Origin of the sequence: Streptomyces sp. NBC_00859, assembly GCF_045161865.1 — a bacterium.
Classification (GTDB): Bacteria; Actinomycetota; Actinomycetes; order Streptomycetales; family Streptomycetaceae; genus Streptomyces.
The window spans coordinates 3,930,952-3,947,050 of the sequence record NZ_CP108826.1; the positions used below are offsets into that span (position 1 = coordinate 3,930,952).

At 69.7% G+C, this 16,099-nt stretch carries 16 protein-coding genes; 8 read left to right on the forward strand and 8 right to left on the reverse strand.

The features are described 5' to 3' along the window. Positions 1–90: 90 nt before the first annotated feature. A complete protein-coding gene (locus OG584_RS16815; protein WP_405778740.1) occupies positions 91–612 on the forward strand; it encodes an Lrp/AsnC family transcriptional regulator in 522 nt (173 codons plus the stop codon). Positions 613–804: 192 nt separating this feature from the next. Here OG584_RS16815 and OG584_RS16820 read toward each other — a convergent pair whose 3' ends face one another. Together OG584_RS16820 and OG584_RS16825 are read right to left on the reverse strand one after the other, a co-directional pair. After that, positions 805–1,404, reverse strand: coding sequence for a TetR/AcrR family transcriptional regulator (locus OG584_RS16820; protein ID WP_405778742.1), 600 nt, complete (start codon positions 1,402–1,404; stop codon positions 805–807). After that, positions 1,404–2,936 carry a 3-hydroxyacyl-CoA dehydrogenase gene (locus OG584_RS16825; RefSeq protein ID WP_405778744.1) on the reverse strand — a complete coding sequence of 511 codons (1,533 nt, stop codon included), beginning with the start codon at positions 2,934–2,936 and terminating at the stop codon, positions 1,404–1,406. Before OG584_RS16825 ends, OG584_RS16820 begins: the two co-directional genes overlap by 1 nt. 122 nt (positions 2,937–3,058) lie before the next feature. Here OG584_RS16825 and paaN point away from each other — a divergent pair, with 122 nt between their 5' ends. After that, positions 3,059–4,732, forward strand: coding sequence for a phenylacetic acid degradation protein PaaN (gene paaN / locus OG584_RS16830; protein WP_405778746.1), 1,674 nt, complete (start codon positions 3,059–3,061; stop codon positions 4,730–4,732). Between the two features lie 157 nt (positions 4,733–4,889). On the opposite strand, the gene OG584_RS16835 is transcribed toward paaN, so the two are convergent. The 3 genes from OG584_RS16835 to OG584_RS16845 form a co-directional block, all read right to left on the reverse strand. Next, positions 4,890–5,546 carry a TrmH family RNA methyltransferase gene (locus OG584_RS16835; RefSeq protein ID WP_405784108.1) on the reverse strand — a complete coding sequence of 219 codons (657 nt, stop codon included), beginning with the start codon at positions 5,544–5,546 and terminating at the stop codon, positions 4,890–4,892. 137 nt (positions 5,547–5,683) lie between these two features. Further along, the gene (locus tag OG584_RS16840) at positions 5,684–7,021 is read right to left on the reverse strand and encodes an HTTM domain-containing protein (protein ID WP_405778748.1); all 1,338 of its coding nucleotides are present in this window, start codon (positions 7,019–7,021) and stop codon (positions 5,684–5,686) included. Then, positions 7,018–7,623 (reverse strand): DUF5819 family protein, encoded by a 606-nt coding sequence (locus OG584_RS16845; protein ID WP_405778750.1) that lies wholly within the window; start codon positions 7,621–7,623, stop codon positions 7,018–7,020. Before OG584_RS16845 ends, OG584_RS16840 begins: the two co-directional genes overlap by 4 nt. 372 nt (positions 7,624–7,995) lie before the next feature. On the opposite strand from OG584_RS16845, the gene paaA reads away from it, so the two are divergent. The 6 genes from paaA to OG584_RS16875 all read left to right on the forward strand — a co-directional run bounded on the left by paaA (position 7,996) and on the right by OG584_RS16875 (position 12,877). Beyond that, positions 7,996–9,036 (forward strand): 1,2-phenylacetyl-CoA epoxidase subunit PaaA, encoded by a 1,041-nt coding sequence (gene paaA / locus OG584_RS16850; protein ID WP_405778752.1) that lies wholly within the window; start codon positions 7,996–7,998, stop codon positions 9,034–9,036. Beyond that, the gene (gene paaB / locus OG584_RS16855) at positions 9,033–9,344 is read left to right on the forward strand and encodes a 1,2-phenylacetyl-CoA epoxidase subunit PaaB (protein ID WP_405778754.1); all 312 of its coding nucleotides are present in this window, start codon (positions 9,033–9,035) and stop codon (positions 9,342–9,344) included. The genes paaA and paaB overlap by 4 nt, the downstream gene beginning before the upstream one ends. Further along, positions 9,341–10,042 carry a 1,2-phenylacetyl-CoA epoxidase subunit PaaC gene (gene paaC / locus OG584_RS16860; RefSeq protein WP_405778756.1) on the forward strand — a complete coding sequence of 234 codons (702 nt, stop codon included), beginning with the start codon at positions 9,341–9,343 and terminating at the stop codon, positions 10,040–10,042. The genes paaB and paaC overlap by 4 nt, the downstream gene beginning before the upstream one ends. Then, positions 10,036–10,521 (forward strand): 1,2-phenylacetyl-CoA epoxidase subunit PaaD, encoded by a 486-nt coding sequence (paaD, locus tag OG584_RS16865; RefSeq protein WP_405778758.1) that lies wholly within the window; start codon positions 10,036–10,038, stop codon positions 10,519–10,521. Before paaC ends, paaD begins: the two co-directional genes overlap by 7 nt. After that, on the forward strand, positions 10,522–11,613 hold the full coding sequence (locus OG584_RS16870; RefSeq protein ID WP_405778760.1) for a 2Fe-2S iron-sulfur cluster-binding protein: 1,092 nt from the start codon (positions 10,522–10,524) through the stop codon (positions 11,611–11,613). 106 nt (positions 11,614–11,719) lie between these two features. Next, entirely contained in the window at positions 11,720–12,877 is a 1,158-nt protein-coding gene (locus OG584_RS16875; RefSeq protein ID WP_405778762.1) for an acyl-CoA dehydrogenase family protein, read from the forward strand. A gap of 294 nt (positions 12,878–13,171) precedes the next feature. On the opposite strand, the gene OG584_RS16880 is transcribed toward OG584_RS16875, so the two are convergent. The 3 genes from OG584_RS16880 to OG584_RS16890 are packed head-to-tail and all read right to left on the reverse strand — an operon-like array spanning position 13,172 to position 15,895. Beyond that, positions 13,172–13,516 carry a rhodanese-like domain-containing protein gene (locus tag OG584_RS16880; protein ID WP_405778764.1) on the reverse strand — a complete coding sequence of 115 codons (345 nt, stop codon included), beginning with the start codon at positions 13,514–13,516 and terminating at the stop codon, positions 13,172–13,174. 47 nt (positions 13,517–13,563) lie between these two features. After that, positions 13,564–14,409 (reverse strand): J domain-containing protein, encoded by an 846-nt coding sequence (locus OG584_RS16885; protein ID WP_405778766.1) that lies wholly within the window; start codon positions 14,407–14,409, stop codon positions 13,564–13,566. Positions 14,410–14,443: 34 nt separating this feature from the next. Further along, positions 14,444–15,895, reverse strand: coding sequence for a DUF2252 domain-containing protein (locus tag OG584_RS16890; protein ID WP_405778768.1), 1,452 nt, complete (start codon positions 15,893–15,895; stop codon positions 14,444–14,446). Between the last annotated feature and the right edge of the window lie 204 nt (positions 15,896–16,099).

Below are 16,099 nucleotides of genomic sequence, written 5' to 3' on the forward strand. Positions count from 1 at the left end.
TTTGGCTACCGACCCCTTCAGCCTGTGGACAAACGGTTCTCCACAGCCTGGGATAGAAGCAGGTCGTCCATGGTGGAGAGGCGGGGACACATGGCAGCTGAACAAATGGCCGACGAGGGCGACGAGCGCCCTCCCGCGCGTCCGCTGGACGCCGTGGACCGCGACATCCTGCGGATCCTCCAGCAGGACGGCCGCGCGTCGATACGGTCCGTATCCGACCGCGTCCACGTCTCGCGCGCCAATGCGTACGCCCGCATCAACCGGCTCATCGAGGACGGCGTGATCCGCGGGTTCAGCGCCCGGGTCGACCACGAGCGCGCGGGCCAGGGGTCGTCCGCCTACATCACACTCAAGATCGTCCAGAACTCCTGGCGCACGGTCCGCAGACAGCTCACCGAGCTGCCGGGCACCGCTCACATCGCGCTGGTCAGCGGCGATTTCGATGTGCTCCTGCTCGTGCACAGCGCCGACAACAGGGCGCTCCGCGAGCTCGTCCTCACGAAGATCCAGGCGATCCCCGAAGTGCTCTCGACCCGGACGCTGCTGGTGTTCGAGGAGACGGACCTGGATCCGGCCAAACCCTCGGACCAGGCCGCGCGGCGGGACGGATGAGACCAGGGCGTCAGGCCCCTGACACGGGCAGACCTCAGGACTGACGCCTCAAGCCCCGGGACACCGGAGCGCGGCGCGGCAGGTCCGCAGGGTCGTCGCCGGCTACCGGCGACCACGCGTTGGCCCCGGGCGGCGCTGCGTCCGGACAGCTCCATGGGGCACCAGAGGCGGCTCGGGGCGCGGCCCTGCCCCTCAGCGGGCCGGACCCGTGCGCAGCCCTTCGAACGCCAGCTGCACGACGGCCTCGGCCAGCTGGTCGGCGTCGGGACCGGCGCCCTGTGCCGGGCGGACCCACTCGACCAGCGAGTTGATCATCCCGAAGAGCAGCCGGGTCGCAAGGCGGATGTCCACGTCGGAGCGGAGATCGCCCTCGGCCACCGCCGCCTTCAGCAGATCGGCCACCCGCTGGTCGAATTCCCGGCGCCGCTCCATCGCCCAGCGCTCGGTCTTCGTGTTGCCGCGTACCCGCAGGAGAAGCGTCACGTAGGGCAGCTCCGCCACCAGCACACCGACCGTACGGCGTGTGACGTACTCGACGCGCTGGATCGCCCGCCCCCGGACCGCGCCCGGCTCGTCCAGCACACCGAAGAGCCCGTCGATGGCGCGGCTGACCGCACGCCGCAACAGCTCCTCCTTGCCGACGACGTGGTGGTAGATCGAGGACTTCGAGATGCCTGCGGCTCTGGAGAGATGCTCCATGGACGTGCCGTCGTAACCGCGCTCGTTGAAGACCCGCACGGCGACCGTCAGCAGGGTCTCCGGTGTGTACGTCTCCCGCTTGGGGGTGCCCATCAGGCTGCCCCGCCCTTCTCCGGACGGACGTACGACTGCCGGTACAGCGCCAGCGACGGGGCGTAGCGCCCGCCCGGCACGCGCGCGTGGAGCTCGTCGAGCAGTTCGTGAGCCCAGGCCCGGCCCAGCTTGCGGCCCCATTCGACCGGTCCCAGCGGGTAGTTCACACCGAGCCGCATCGCCGTGTCGATGTCCTGAGCGGAGGCGACACCCTTGGCCAGCGCATCCGCCGCGAGGTCCACCATCATCGCGACGGTCCGCGCGACGATCATGCCGGGGACGTCCCCGATGACGCTGACCTTCTTGCCGAGCCGCTGGAAGAGACCGATCGACTGCCGCAGCGTCTCCCATCCGGTGACCTCGGATGCCGACAGCGCGATGCGGGTCGCGGAGCGGTAGTCGAGCGCCAGGTCGAAGTAGACGACGTCGCGGAACTCGGCCGACGTCTGCCCGTCGGCGAGCACCAGCTGCCCCCCGCTGGGCAGCACGATCCTGCACCCACCGTCCTCCTCGTCCTCGCGCACCGCGATCCCCGCCTCGCGGAACATCGCGACCAGCTCGGCCGCAGGCCCGAGATCGCCCTCCACCGTGATTCCCGGCGGGGCCTCGGTGGCCGGGGCGGTGTGCGGCTCGGGCCGGGCCGCCCCCTCGCCGTACGCGTACCAGCCGCGGTCGCTCTTCCTGCCCAGCTGCCCGGATTCGACAAGCCGCTGCTGGGACAGCGACGGGCGGAATTTGGGGTCCTGGAAGAACGATTCCCAGACCGAGCGGGTGACCGCTTCGTTGACGTCCTGGCCGATCAGGTCGGTCAGCTCGAACGGCCCCATCCTGAAGCCGCCGGACTCCCTGAGGACGGCGTCGATGGTGGCCGGGTCGGCGCCACGCTCCTCGTGCACCGCGAAGGCCTCGGCGTAGAAGGGTCGGGCGATGCGGTTGACGATGAACCCGGGGGTGTCGGTGCAGCGGACCGGGGTCTTGCCCCAGGCCTTCGCTGTCGCCCACGCGAGCGCGGAGCTCGCTTCGTCGGTCGCGAAGCCGCTGACGATCTCGACGAGGGGGAGCAGGGGTGCCGGGTTGAAGAAGTGCATACCGACGAAGCGGCCGGGGTGCCTCAGGGCGCCCGCGACGGCGGTCACCGAGAGGGACGACGTGTTGGTCGCGAGCAGGCAGTCCTCGGCGACGATCTCCTCGACGGCAGTGAAGAATTCCTGTTTGACCTGGAGTTGTTCGACAATCGCCTCGATCACGAGCGCGGCGTCGGCGAGCTCCGCCGGGTCTCCGGCGGGCAGCAGCCGGTCGCGGGCCGCATCGCGCTGCGGGGCCTCCATGCGCCCCTTCTCGACCAGCCGGTCCAGCCGGGCGGTGATGGCTTCGGCGGCCTTCTCCGCGCGACCCGGGAGGGCGTCGTAGAGGCGCACCGGGTGCCCGGCGACCAGGGCGACCTGGGCTATGCCCTGGCCCATGGTGCCGGTGCCGACGACTGCGACGGTGCGGCTCGGCGCCAGGGCGGGCAGGTATGCGGTGGCGGTCATGGGGCGATCTTCCCGTACTGAGTTATCCACAGTCTGAGCGGACCCCCTTGTCCCGACCGATCGTTCGGTTACTCTAACTCTGTCCACCTGTCCTGCGCAGCTCGACGAGGAGTTGTCTCGCGATGCAGTTGACCGAGCTGTCCCAGATCCACCGGCCCACGCTCGACCAGGCCCTCGAAGTGATCCGTACGCGTGCGTACTGGACGCCCCACCCCGAGCACCCCAAGGCGTACAGCGGTGACGGCAAGGCAGCCTTCGACGCCCTGCTGGGCGGGCGCATCGATCTGGGCCAGCCAGGCACCGACGACTGGACCGGGGGCGAAGTCTCGCCGTACGGAGTCGAGTTGGGCATTACCTACCCGCACCCCGACCTGGACGTTCTGCTGCCCGCGATGAGTGCGGGGACGGGTGCGTGGCGAGCGGCCGGCCCCGAGGTGCGGGCCGTGGTCTGTCTGGAAATCCTGGCGCGGATCAGCGCCCGTACACCGGAGTTCGCCCACGCGGTCATGCACACCAGTGGTCAGGCGTTCATGATGGCCTTCCAGGCGGGGGGCCCACACGCCCAGGACCGCGGCCTCGAAGCCGTGGCATACGCGTATGCCGAGCAGGTCAGGACGCCCACGTCCGCCGACTGGTCCAAGCCCCAGGGCAAGCGGGACCCACTGGAGCTGCGGAAGTCCTTCACCACGGTGGGACGGGGCATCTCCCTGCTGATCGGCTGCAACACCTTCCCCACCTGGAACGGCTATCCGGGCCTGTTCGCCTCCCTGGCCACCGGAAACCCGGTACTTGTGAAGCCGCACCCGCGCGCGGTACTGCCACTCGCGCTCACCGTCCAAGTGGCACGGGAAGTCCTCTCCGAGGCCGGCTTCGACCCGAACCTGGTCGCACTGGCCGCCGAGCGGCCCGGCGAGGGAATCGCCAAATCCCTCGCTGTCCGCCCGGAGATCAAGATCATCGACTACACGGGTTCGACCGCCTTCGGAGACTGGCTGGAGGCCAACGCCCGGCAGGCGCAGGTCTACACGGAGAAGGCCGGGGTCAACACGGTCGTCGTCGACTCCACGGACGACTACAAGGGGATGCTCTCCAATCTGGCCTTCTCGCTCTCCCTGTACAGCGGCCAGATGTGCACCACTCCACAGAACCTCCTGATTCCGGCCGACGGCATCACCACCGACGCGGGCCACAAGTCGTACGACGAGGTGGTCGCCGATCTCGCCAAGGCGGTAGCGGGGCTCCTCGGCGACGACACCCGGGCGAACGCGCTACTGGGCGCGCTGGTCAACCCTGATGTGCGGACCCGCCTCGAAGCAGCCGCAGAGCTGGGCGAAGTGGCCCTCGCGTCACGGGAGATCGCCCACCCGGACTTCCCGGACGCCGTGGTCCGTACACCCGCGATCGTCAAACTGGACGGCTCGCGGAAGTACTGGGCCACGTCGGACGCCGACGCGGCATATCTCTCCGAGTGCTTCGGGCCGGTGTCGTTCGCTGTGGCCGTCGAGTCGACCAGCTCCGCACTCGACCTGCTCCGCCGCACGGTCCGCGACAAGGGAGCGATGACAGTGGGCGCGTACACCACGTCGGCCGAGGTGGAGCAGGCCGTGGAGGAGGTCTGCCTGGAGGAGTGCGCCCAGCTCTCGCTCAATCTGACGGGCGGTGTCTACGTCAATCAGACCGCGGCCTTCTCGGATTTCCACGGCTCCGGTGGAAACCCGGCGGCGAACGCGGCGCTGTGCGACGGGGCCTTCGTGGCCAACAGGTTCCGGACGGTGGAGGTCCGCCGGCAGGCGTAACAGGCCCCTGAGGCACGGGCTCTGCGGCCGCGGCGCCCGACGCGAGACCTCGGCCGTACACGGGCCGACCGACCCGGCCGGGGTCTCGCCGCTCAGGCTGTGCGCCCGTCCGGCGCGGCCTGCGCAAACCGTCCGTGTGCCCCGCCGGCGTAGCGGCTCAGCCGATCTGTGCGTACCGCTGCACCCAGGCGTGCATGGCGATCGCAGCGGCCGCACCCGCGTTGATGGACCGCGTGGAGCCGAACTGCGCGATCGAGCACACCTGCTGCGCGTGGGTCCGCGCCTCCTCTGTCAGCCCGGGGCCCTCCTGCCCGAACAGCAGTACGCACCGTCGTGGCAGCTCGGTCCGCTCCAGGGGTACCGCCCCCGGCAGATTGTCGATCCCGATGATCGGCAGGTCCTCGGACGCCGCCCACGCGGTCAGCGATTCCGTGTCCGGGTGGTGACGCACATGCTGGTACCGGTCGGTGACCATCGCCCCGCGCCTGTTCCAGCGCCGCCGACCCACGATGTGGATCTCCTTGGCGAGAAAGGCGTTGGCGGTGCGGACGACCGACCCGATATTGAAGTCGTGGCTCCAGTTCTCGACTGCGACGTGGAAATCGTGGCGCCTGGTGTCCAGGTCGGCGACGATCGCCTCACGCGTCCAGTAGCGGTAGACGTCGACCACATTGCGCCGGTCCCCCGCAGCGAGCAGCTCCTGGTCGTACCGAGCGCCCTCAGGCCACGGAAGCGGATGCGGCCCGACACCGATTTCGGGGGCGAGGGCGAAAGCCTCGTCGTACTGCGCCGGTTCGACGGACAGTGCCGGCAGTACTGTCACTCCGGAAACTCCCGTCACCCGGCTCGGCCCGAGCGCTTCTCGCGTTTCGGCCGATTCGGGTGCCTCGGATGCTTCGGGTGTTCCGGGTGTTCCGGGTGCCCCGGGTGTTCCGGGGGAGGGCTCGCTGGTCACCCCACGAGCGTACGGGGCTGCTCGCCCTGCTCCCCCTCGGCCGTACGCCGCCTGCCTGCAGGACCGGTAAGTACACCCGCGAACCGACCTGCGCGAGTGCGGGCGGTGAGCGTCGCCGCCCGGCCGCCGAGCCAGAGCAGGAACCCGGTCGGCAGGAAGACCGCATCCGCCGCGATCATCGCCATCGAGAAGAACGGCAGCCCCAGCAGTACGGCGATACCGGCGTGCTCGAGGATCATCGCGACCAGCAGTACGTTCTTCACGCGCCGGTTGAAGAGGGTGAACGGGAAGGCCACCTGAACGATGACCGTGCCGTACGTCACCAGCATCACCAGTACGCCGCTGGCCGCGAACAGCGAGGACAGTCCGGGCCAGGGCGAGAAGTAGTCCAGATGAAGCGGGTAGTAGAGAGCCGTGCCGTCCTCCCAGCGGGAGCCCTGGATCTTGTACCAGCCGGCTGTCGAGTAGATCAGGCAGACCTCGGCCATGATCACAACGAGGGTCGCGTTGTGCGCGAGGTTGGCGACGACGTCGAGGAACGTGCGGGGCTCACCCGGAGCGACACGGCTTACCGCCCACCACAGGCCCTGCACCAGCCACATCGCCCAGAAGATCAGCGCCCAGCCGGCGCTCACATCACCGGGCAGTGTGACAGCGGCGAGTGCGGCACCGACCACGGACCACAGCAAGGGCCCGGTCCGGTCCCGGCCCACCGGAGGAATGGCACCGGATCCGCCCGGCACACCTGAAGGGCCCGGGGCGGGGCCTCGGTCGGTACCTCCGGCCTCCGATGCTCCCGCGGCCTGCGGAGATACGGCGGCCTTCGAGGCGCGGGCAGCCCGGCGCGCATCCAGCGACCAGACCTGTGAGCAGCGCGTCAGCACCAGATAGATCGCCATGATGTGGACGACGTTGTCGCCGCCGTCGCCCACGAAGATGGACCGATTCTGCAGCGACAGGACACCGATCATGAACAGTGCAGAGGAGAAGCGGGTGTGCCAGCCGAGCAGCAGCAGCACGCTGGAGAGCACAGCCAGGGCGTAGACCACCTCGAACCATGCCGTGGAGTCCGACCACATCAGCACGGTGAACGCGTGATTTCCGTCGATGAGCTGCTTCGCCATGGCCCAGTCCCACGGCGAGTGCGGCCCGTACAGCTCACGGCGGTGGGGCAGCTCCCTCAGGAGGAAGAGCAGCCATGTGGCGGAGAACCCGATCCTGACCACGGCAGTCTGATACCGGCCGAGCGAGGCCGAGGTGATGCGCTGGACACCGCGTGCGATCCCATTGGTGATGTTGCTGCCGGTGGCGGTGCTGCTGCTGACTGGGCTCACCGGTCGGCCTCCGTACGGTCCGCGGGGACAACCGCCCACCAGGGGAGGACCCGGTAGGAGACACGTGTGTCGATCTTCTCGTGGCTCCACGGGGGCGCCTTCACGGAGGCGGTCGCCGACCGGACCTGTATCCGCTCGACCGTGGAACCGCGCTGCTGCTCGTCACTCATGCGCATGACGACAATGCGGCGGATGTACCGCTCCGACAGGGCACCCCGCAGCCCGACCGGCTGGTTGTCGTTGTTGTGCGAGCCGGTGAAGAAGTCCCAGGCACGGCGCAGCTCGTTCTGGTCGACATGACTGGGGAGCACGTTGTGGTGGAGGGACGCGCCGTCCTCGGCAGACAGATCCGTCCACCCGGAGGTCCTGAGCCCTCCGTCCTTCGTGCGTATCTCGGCACGCGCCTGGACGTCGATGTTCTGCTGGAGCGGATTGGGGGCGAAAAGCTTCCAGTTCTGCTCGAACTCGGGGTAAATCCAGTCGCCCACCGCCTTGCCGTACTGCTTGCTCACAGTGTTCGACGGCGCGACATGCAGGAAGACCATCGAGAGGTGCACAGCGGCCAGCACCCCGATCAGCCCGAGCGCGATGGCTGCCGCCACCTGGTACGGGAAGGAAAGGGCGGCGATCCCGCGGGACTCGACGACCCTCCGGCGCTCAGCAGCCCCGGCAGGGCGCTGTGCCTCCGTGCTCTCGGCAGCCTCCCGGGACCCGACGGCCCCAGGGGCACCGGAATCCTCAAGCGGGTCGGCCGTCTCACGCGGCTCCCTCGGCTGAGGCGGCCGGGACGGCTGAGGCGGAGCCCCTGGCCCGTTGGCTCCGGGCTCCCCACTGTCGTACGAATCCATCCCGCCCCGATCCCCTTTGACGCCCGCCGGTCTTCAGGCCAGTTATCCACAGGGTTGACACCCTAAGGGCCCGCGCCCCACCATTGAAGTCCATGAACCGAACGATCGGTCGGTAGGGGGCACGCGATGGCGACAGTGGCGTACGGGGCAGACGGGGCACCACAGCCCCAGGCGGCCGCTGCCCCCTCGGCAGCGGCCGGGTCCAGCAGCGAGCAGTCACGGGAGGCCGCCTTCGACACCGCTGTGGCCGCGGACGAGCGGATCGAGCCACGGGACTGGATGCCCGACGCCTACCGCGCCTCACTCGTCCGCCAGATGGCTCAGCATGCGCACTCCGAAATCATCGGGATGCAGCCCGAGGCCAACTGGATCACCCGAGCCCCCTCACTGCGCCGTAAGGCGATCCTGATGGCGAAGGTCCAGGACGAGGCAGGACACGGCCTGTACCTGTACAGCGCGGCCGAGACTCTCGGCACGGGCCGCGAAGAGCTGCTCGACAAGCTCCACTCCGGCCGCCAGAAATATTCATCGATCTTCAACTACCCCACATTGACCTGGGCCGACGTCGGCGCGGTCGGCTGGCTGGTGGACGGCGCGGCGATCACCAACCAGGTGCCGCTCTGCCGCTGCTCGTACGGTCCGTATGCACGGGCCATGGTCCGTGTCTGCAAGGAGGAGTCCTTCCACCAGCGCCAGGGCTTCGAGCTGCTGCTCACGCTCAGCCGCGGCACACCGGACCAGCATGCGATGGCCCAGGACGCGGTGGACCGCTGGTGGTGGCCGTCGCTGATGATGTTCGGCCCCCCGGACGACGAGTCCGCGCACTCGGCACAGTCCATGGCCTGGAAGATCAAACGCCACTCGAACGACGAGCTGCGCCAGCGTTTCGTGGACATATGTGTCCCACAGGCCGAGGCCCTGGGGCTGACACTTCCCGACCCTGATCTGCGGTGGAACGAGGAGCGGGGACAGCACGACTTCGGCAGCATCGACTGGACCGAGTTCAAAGAGATCCTCAAGGGCAACGGGCCCTGCAACGAACAGCGGATCACCCAGCGGCGCCGGGCCCACGAGGACGGCGCGTGGGTCAGGGAAGCGGCGACCGCCTATGCCGCGAAGACCGCCGGAGCAGCCGAAGCCACGGCACGAGGGAAGGCGAGCGCATGACCGCCACATCCGGGAACAGTCCGGCCGCCGGCGACTGGCCGCTGTGGGAAGTGTTCGTGCGCTCGCGACGCGGGCTGGCCCACACCCACTGCGGCAGCCTGCACGCGCCGGACGCCGAGATGGCGCTGCACCATGCCCGCGATCTCTACACCCGCAGGAGCGAGGGCGTATCGATCTGGGTCGTCCCCTCCACCGCTGTCACCGCCTCCTCGCCCGACGAGAAGGACTCGTTCTTCGAACCGGCCGGTGACAAGCCCTACCGCCACCCCACGTTCTACGAGATCCCGGAAGGGGTGCAGCACCTGTGACCGCGGCTCTCGCCCTCGGCGACGACGCGCTGGTCCTCTCCCACCGGCTGGGGGAGTGGGCGGGCCATGCGCCCGTGCTGGAGGAGGAAGTGGCCCTCGCCAACATCGCTCTCGACCTGCTGGGGCAGGCGCGGGTGCTGCTCTCACTCGTGGGGGACGAGGACGAACTGGCATACCTCCGCGAGGAGCGCGCTTTCCGCAACCTCCAGCTGGTGGAGCAGGAGAACGGCGACTTCGCGCACACCATCGCCCGCCAGCTCTTCTTCTCGACCTACCAGCACCTGCTGTACGACCGGCTGGCCGTCGGCGGCAGCCCGCTCGCGCCTCTCGCCGGGAAGGCGGTCAAGGAGGTCGCCTATCACCAGGAACATGCCGAGCAGTGGACGCTGCGGCTCGGCGACGGGACAGCCGAGAGCCATGAGCGGATGCAGCGGGGGCTGGACGCGCTGTGGCGCTTCACCGGTGAGATGTTCCAGCCGGTCGAAGGGGCGGATGTGGACTGGAGCGAGCTGGAGGACAGCTGGTCCCGGTCGGTGACGGCACTGCTGGCTCGGGCCACGCTGTCCGTGCCGGCCGGGGAGCGGACCGGAGCCTGGTCCGCGGGGGCGGGCAGGCAGGGGCTGCACACCGAGCCCTTCGGACGGATGCTCGCCGAGATGCAGCATCTGCACCGCAGCCACCCGGGGGCGACATGGTGACCAAGACCCCTCTCGAAGCGGAACTGCGCCGGCTCGCAGGAGCCGTCCCCGATCCCGAACTCCCGGTCGTGACACTGGAGGAGCTGGGTGTGCTGCGAGGTCTGGAGATCCTCGGCCCTGGCCGCGTCGAGGTCGAGCTCACTCCGACATACACCGGCTGTCCAGCCATCGAGTCGATGTCCTCCGACATCGAGCGGGTGCTGCATGAGCACGGGATACCGGATGTATCGGTGCGCACGGTGCTGTCACCGGCCTGGTCGACGGACGACATCAGCGCGGAGGGGCGGCGCAAGCTGGCTGACTTCGGGATTGCTCCCCCGCGCCCGACCGGACCTGTCTCCCTCGCTCTGTCCATACGCTGCCCCCACTGCGGATCGACCGACACCGAACTGCTCAGCCGGTTCTCGTCCACGGCCTGCAAGGCACTGCGACGTTGCACCTCCTGCCATGAACCCTTTGACCACTTCAAGGAGTTGTAGATGTTCCATCCGCTCCGGGTCAGCGCGGTCGAACAGCTCACGGACGACGCCGTGGCCATCACCTTCGCCATCCCCGCGGAGCTGCGTGAGACATTCCGGCACACACCGGGCCAGCATGTGGCGCTGCGCCGCGTCGTGGGCGGTGTGGAGATCCGCCGGACGTACTCGATCTGCACCCCGGCAGCCGGAGCCGCCGATGATCCGGTCGTACGGGTCGGGGTGCGGCTGGTGGAAGGTGGCGAGTTCTCCACGTACGCGCTCAAGGAGCTGGGTGCCGGGGACACCGTCGAGGTCATGGAGCCGATGGGCAGGTTCGCGTTCGAACCGCGCCCCGGACGGTTCGCGGCGATCGTGGGAGGCAGCGGCATCACGCCCGTACTCTCGATCGCGGCGACCCTGCTGGCGCGCGAGCCGGAGGCCCGGTTCTGCCTGATACGCAGCGACCGCACCGCGGCATCGACGATGTTCCTCGACGAGGTCGCCGATCTGAAGGACCGCTGGCCGGACCGTTTCCAGCTGGTGACCGCGCTCTCCCGGGAGGAGCAGCAGTCCGGTCTGCCATCAGGTCGGCTCGACCGGAAACGGCTGACGGGGCTGCTGCCTGCGCTGCTGCCGGTGGAAGACGTGGACGGCTGGTTCCTGTGCGGCCCGTTCGGTCTGGTGCAGGGTGCGGAAGGGGCGCTGCGCGAGCTCGGAGTGGCCAGGTCCCGCATCCACCAGGAGATCTTCCATGTCGACGGCGGGACTTCCGCCACTGGGACGCCCACCACCGCGACACCCGCCGACGCCGCGTCGGCCGCAGCAGCCGCTCCGGCGCACAGCACGCTGACCGCCACCCTCGACGGCCGCTCGGGCAACTGGCCGGTGCGGGAAGGGGACTCACTGCTGGAAACAGTCCTTCGGAGCCGCTCCGACGCTCCTTATGCCTGCAAGGGCGGAGTGTGCGGCACGTGCAGGGCGTTCCTGGTCTCGGGTGAGGTGCGGATGGACCGCAACTACGCGCTGGAGCCCGATGAGACCGAAGCGGGCTATGTGCTGGCCTGCCAGTCACACCCGCTCACGCCGGAAGTGGAGCTGGACTTCGACCGCTGAGAGCAATCCCGATCGCCGCGTCGCCGGTGTTCCGCATCATGGCCCGTTGCCCTAATCTGACGCTGCATCAGAAACGTGGGACGGGGCGGAGCGGGAGGACAGGGCTGTGGACTTCACCTTCACCGAGGAGCAGCAGGCTGCCGTAGAGGCGGCGAAGGCAGTCTTCTCGGGCGTCGCGCCCGACGGAGTGCCCAGCCCGGCGCTGACCGCGGGCGCGGTGGCCGAGGACTTCGACCGACCGCTGTGGGGAAAGCTGGCGGAGGCCGACCTGCTGAGCCTGGTCGTGTCACCCGAGCACGGCGGGGCGGGGCTCGGGCCGATCGCCCTCTGCCTGGTCCTGCGCGAGGCGGCCCGGGTGCTGGCCAGGGTGCCGCTGCTGGAGACCAGTGCGGTCGCAATGGCCGTGGAGCGTTATGGCAGCGCGGAGTTGAGGGACGAGATTCTGCCCGCTGTGGGACGCGGCGCACTGGCCCTCACCGTCGGTGCCAACGGCCGCACCGGCCATGATCCCGCCGAACTCGCTGTCACCGCAGAACGGGACGAGGACGGCTGGGTCCTCGACGGGGTACAGACAGGTGTGCCCTGGGCCCAGACCGCCGACCGGATCGCGGTGCCGGCCCACACGCCGGCCGGGGTGTCCGTGCTCGCGCTGATCTCCCGCGAAAGGCAGGGGGACAACCGTCAGGGGGCCACCGGGATCACTCTGGCCGAGCAGATATCCACCAGCGGCGAGCGCTTCGCAGAGGTACGGCTGGACTCCGTCCGCCTCATGGACCGGGATGTCATCGAGGCCGACGGCGCCTGGGAGCTGCTGCGTGATCTGCTGACCACCGGGACCTGCGCGCTCGCCCTGGGGCTGGGTGAGGCCGTGCTGTCCATGACCAGTGCCTATACGAGCAAGCGGGAACAGTTCGGCTTCCCGGTCGCCACCTTCCAGTCGGTGGCCGTGCAGGCCGCCGACCGCTATATCGACCTGCGTGCCATGGAGGTGACGCTCTGGCAGGCGGCCTGGCGTCTCTCCACCGGTGAGGGAGGCCCGCTCCCGGCGGCCGGGGACATCGCCGTGGCCAAGATATGGGCCTCCGAGGGCGTACGCCGCGTCGTCCAGACGGCACAGCATCTGCACGGCGGCTTCGGGGCGGACACCGACTATCCACTGCACCGGTTCCACGCCTGGGCCAAGCAGCTGGAACTCTCACTCGGCCCGGCCGCAGCCCACGAGGAAGCACTGGGCGACCTACTGGCCGGCCACCCGCTGGGCTGACCCATCCCACGCCGCCGGGGTCGCGCAGCGGACCGACCAGCCAGCCAGCCGGACCGACCGTGGCGCGCGCCAGGGCCGGTCCGGAACAGCAGAACCACACTCACCGGGTCGCCGCACCGGCGCCCCCGGGGCGAAGCGAAACCAACACAGACCTCAGGCCGCCGCGGAGCCGGAGCCCTCAAGCCGCCGCGGAGCCCTCAGGACGAACCGGATCCCACCTGGCCGCGGCCGAACCGAATCCGGACCGGAGCGGGACTGGACGGGAGCAGGACCCGGCGGGAGCGGTGCCGTCGGTCAGAGGACGTACGCCGGTTCCCCGCCGTCCGCCACCATCGGACGCCCCGCGCCTTCCCAGGCAAGCATCCCGCCGTCGACGTTCACCGCGTCGATGCCCTGCTGCACCAGGTACTGCGTGACCTGCGCCGAGCGCCCACCGACCCGGCAGATCACGAACGCCTGGCCGCCCTCGGCCGCCGCTTCGGTCACCTCACCGAAGCGCGCCACGAACTCGCTCATCGGAATGTGCAGCGCTCCTTGGGCATGCCCGGCCGCCCACTCGTTGTCCTCCCGGACATCAAGCAGCAGGCCGTCGGCCGGTACCGCCGCGATATCCACCTGAGGCAGCGGGGCGAAATTCATGGATCATGCCTTCTCTCGTACATACGCGGCAGAGGTCACCGGGAACGCTACTGCACCATCTCCGCGAGCTCTGCCTCCCTCTCGGAGACCTGGGCGAGCAGCTGCTCCGCGATCTCCTCCAGCAACCGGTCCGGGTCGTCCGGTGCCATCCGGAGCATCGCGCCGATCGCGCTCTCCTCCAGCTCGTGAGCGACCAGGGACAGCAGCTCCTTGCGCTGCGACAGCCACTCCAGCCTCGCGTAGAGCTCGTCGCTCTCGCTCGGCTCGGCAGCCTCCTGGACTGGCCCGGCAGCCCACTCCTCGCCCAGCTCCCGCAACGCTGCCTCGTCCCCGCGCGCATAAGCGGCGTTGACCCGCGTGATGAACTCGTCGCGCCGGTCCCGCTCCGCGTCGTCCTGCGCCAGATCGGGGTGTGCCTGCCGGACCAGCTCGCGGTAGAGCTTGCGGGCCTCCTCGCTGGGTCGCACTCGCTTGGGCGGCTGCACCGGCTGCTCGTTCAGCATGGCCTGCGCCTCGGGGGGCATCCCTTCCGAGTCGATCCAGTCGTGGAACAGCTCGTCGACGCCGGGCATGGGCATCACCATCGCCCGCGCTTCCTGGGCCTTGGCCAGATCCTCCGGATCACCGCTGCGTGCGGCCCTGGCCTCGGCGAGCTGCGCGTCGAGCTCGTCAAGGCGCGCGTACATCGGGCCGAGTCTCTGGTGGTGCAGCCGGGAGAAGTTCTCCACCTCCACCCGAAACGTCTCCACCGCGATCTCGAACTCGATCAGCGCCTGCTCGGCGGCGCGCACAGCCTTCTCCAGCCGCGCCTCCGGCCGCTGCTCGCCCATGGGCTGCCCGCTCTGCTCGTCGTCGTTCCGGGTCGTCGTTCCCCCGGTGGCATCCTCCGTCACCCATCCAGCCTACGGGCGCCCCGGGCCGGCCCGGTCACACTCCCGGCTCGGCGGCCATCCGTCCGCACCGCACTGCCGCCACCAGGTCCGCGTGATCCGCCTCCGTGCGGTCCGCGTAGGCCATGGCGAACGCGGCCACCGCCTCGTCCAGCTCCCCGCTCCTTCCGCAGTACCCGGCTATCAGCCGGGGATCCGCGCTGTGCGCGTGGGCCCGTGCCAGCAGCGCTCCTGTCATCCGTCCGTAGTCGTCGACCTGGTCGGCTGCGAGTGCCGCCGGGTCCACGCTGCCCTTGCGGTTCCTGAACTGCCGGACCTGGTAAGGCCGCCCCGCCACCGTCGTCCAGCCCAGCAAACTGTCGCTGACCACCTGCATCCGCTTCTGCCCGAGCACGACACGGCGGCCGTGGTGCTCCGTCCGCCGCGGCCCGAAGCCCGCCGCCGGCAGATACGGCAACAGCGCGGAGGCACGAGCTTCCTTCACCTGGAGCACCAGCGGCTCGCCCCGGTGGTCGAGCAGCAGCACCACATACGAGCGGGTCCCGACACTGCCGGTGCCCACCACCCGGAACGCCACGTCGTGCACCGCGTACCTCGCCAACAGCGGAAGCCGGTCGTCGGGCAGCGAGCCGAGATACTCCGCGAGCGACCCGGCCACCGCCGCCGCCTCCTCGTCCGGTACCCGGCGAAGCACCGGGGGCGCGTCCACGAAGCGCCGACCGCCACCCGCGCACATCTCCGTCGCCTTCGATGCGAAACGCGCGCTGGTATTGCTCCGGGCCTTCTCGGAGACGCGCTCCAGCGTGCCCGCGAGATCGTGCGCGTCCGAGTGCGAGACCAGCTCCTCATCGGCTATCGCGTTCCACGCGTCGAGTACCGGCAGCTTCGACAACAGCCGCATGGTGCGCCGGTAGGCACCCACCGTGTCGAAAGCCGCCGACCTGCAGGTGTCCTCATCGGCTCCGGCCTGCCGCCCGGCCAGTACCAGTGAGGTGGTCAGCCTCTTGAGGTCCCACTCCCATGGGCCGGTCTCGGTCTCGTCGAAGTCGTTCAGGTCGATGACGAGGCGCCCCCGCGCGTCGCCGTACAGACCGAAGTTGGCCGCGTGCGCGTCACCGCATATCTGTGCGGCCACCCCTGTGACCGGTGTCCCCGCGAGGTCGTGAGCCATCAGTCCAGCCGCACCCCGCAGAAAGGCGAAAGGCCCGGCGGACATCCGGCCCACCCGTATCGGCACCAGGTCGGCCACCCGGCCGCGGTTCGAGGCCTCGACCGCGGTCACCGCGTCCGGGCGACCCCCGGACGAGGCCTGCGCACCGTGCGACGACCGGGGGACGCGGGCCCTCAGTCCCTTGCCCGTGCGCTTGGGCGAATGCGCCTGCGAATGCGGCGGTGAGTGCGGCGGTGGCAGCGGGCCGGCCGGAGCCGCGCCGTCGGCCCTCCGCCGAGCGAATCCGGCCACCACCGGGATACGTACCTGCTCGTCCATCGAGTCCCCCGCCCTGGACAACACCAACTGCCCACGACCGTACCGTCGTCGGCCGGAGGGCGTTCGAGGCTGTGGACAACTGCCCGGTTGTGGAAAACGCCTGTCGGCCACACCACATGTCGGTCACACCGCCTGCTGGTCACACCTCGTGCCGGTCACACCGCCTGCCCGTTCACCGCCTGCCGGTCCAGCGTCTCCCCGGAC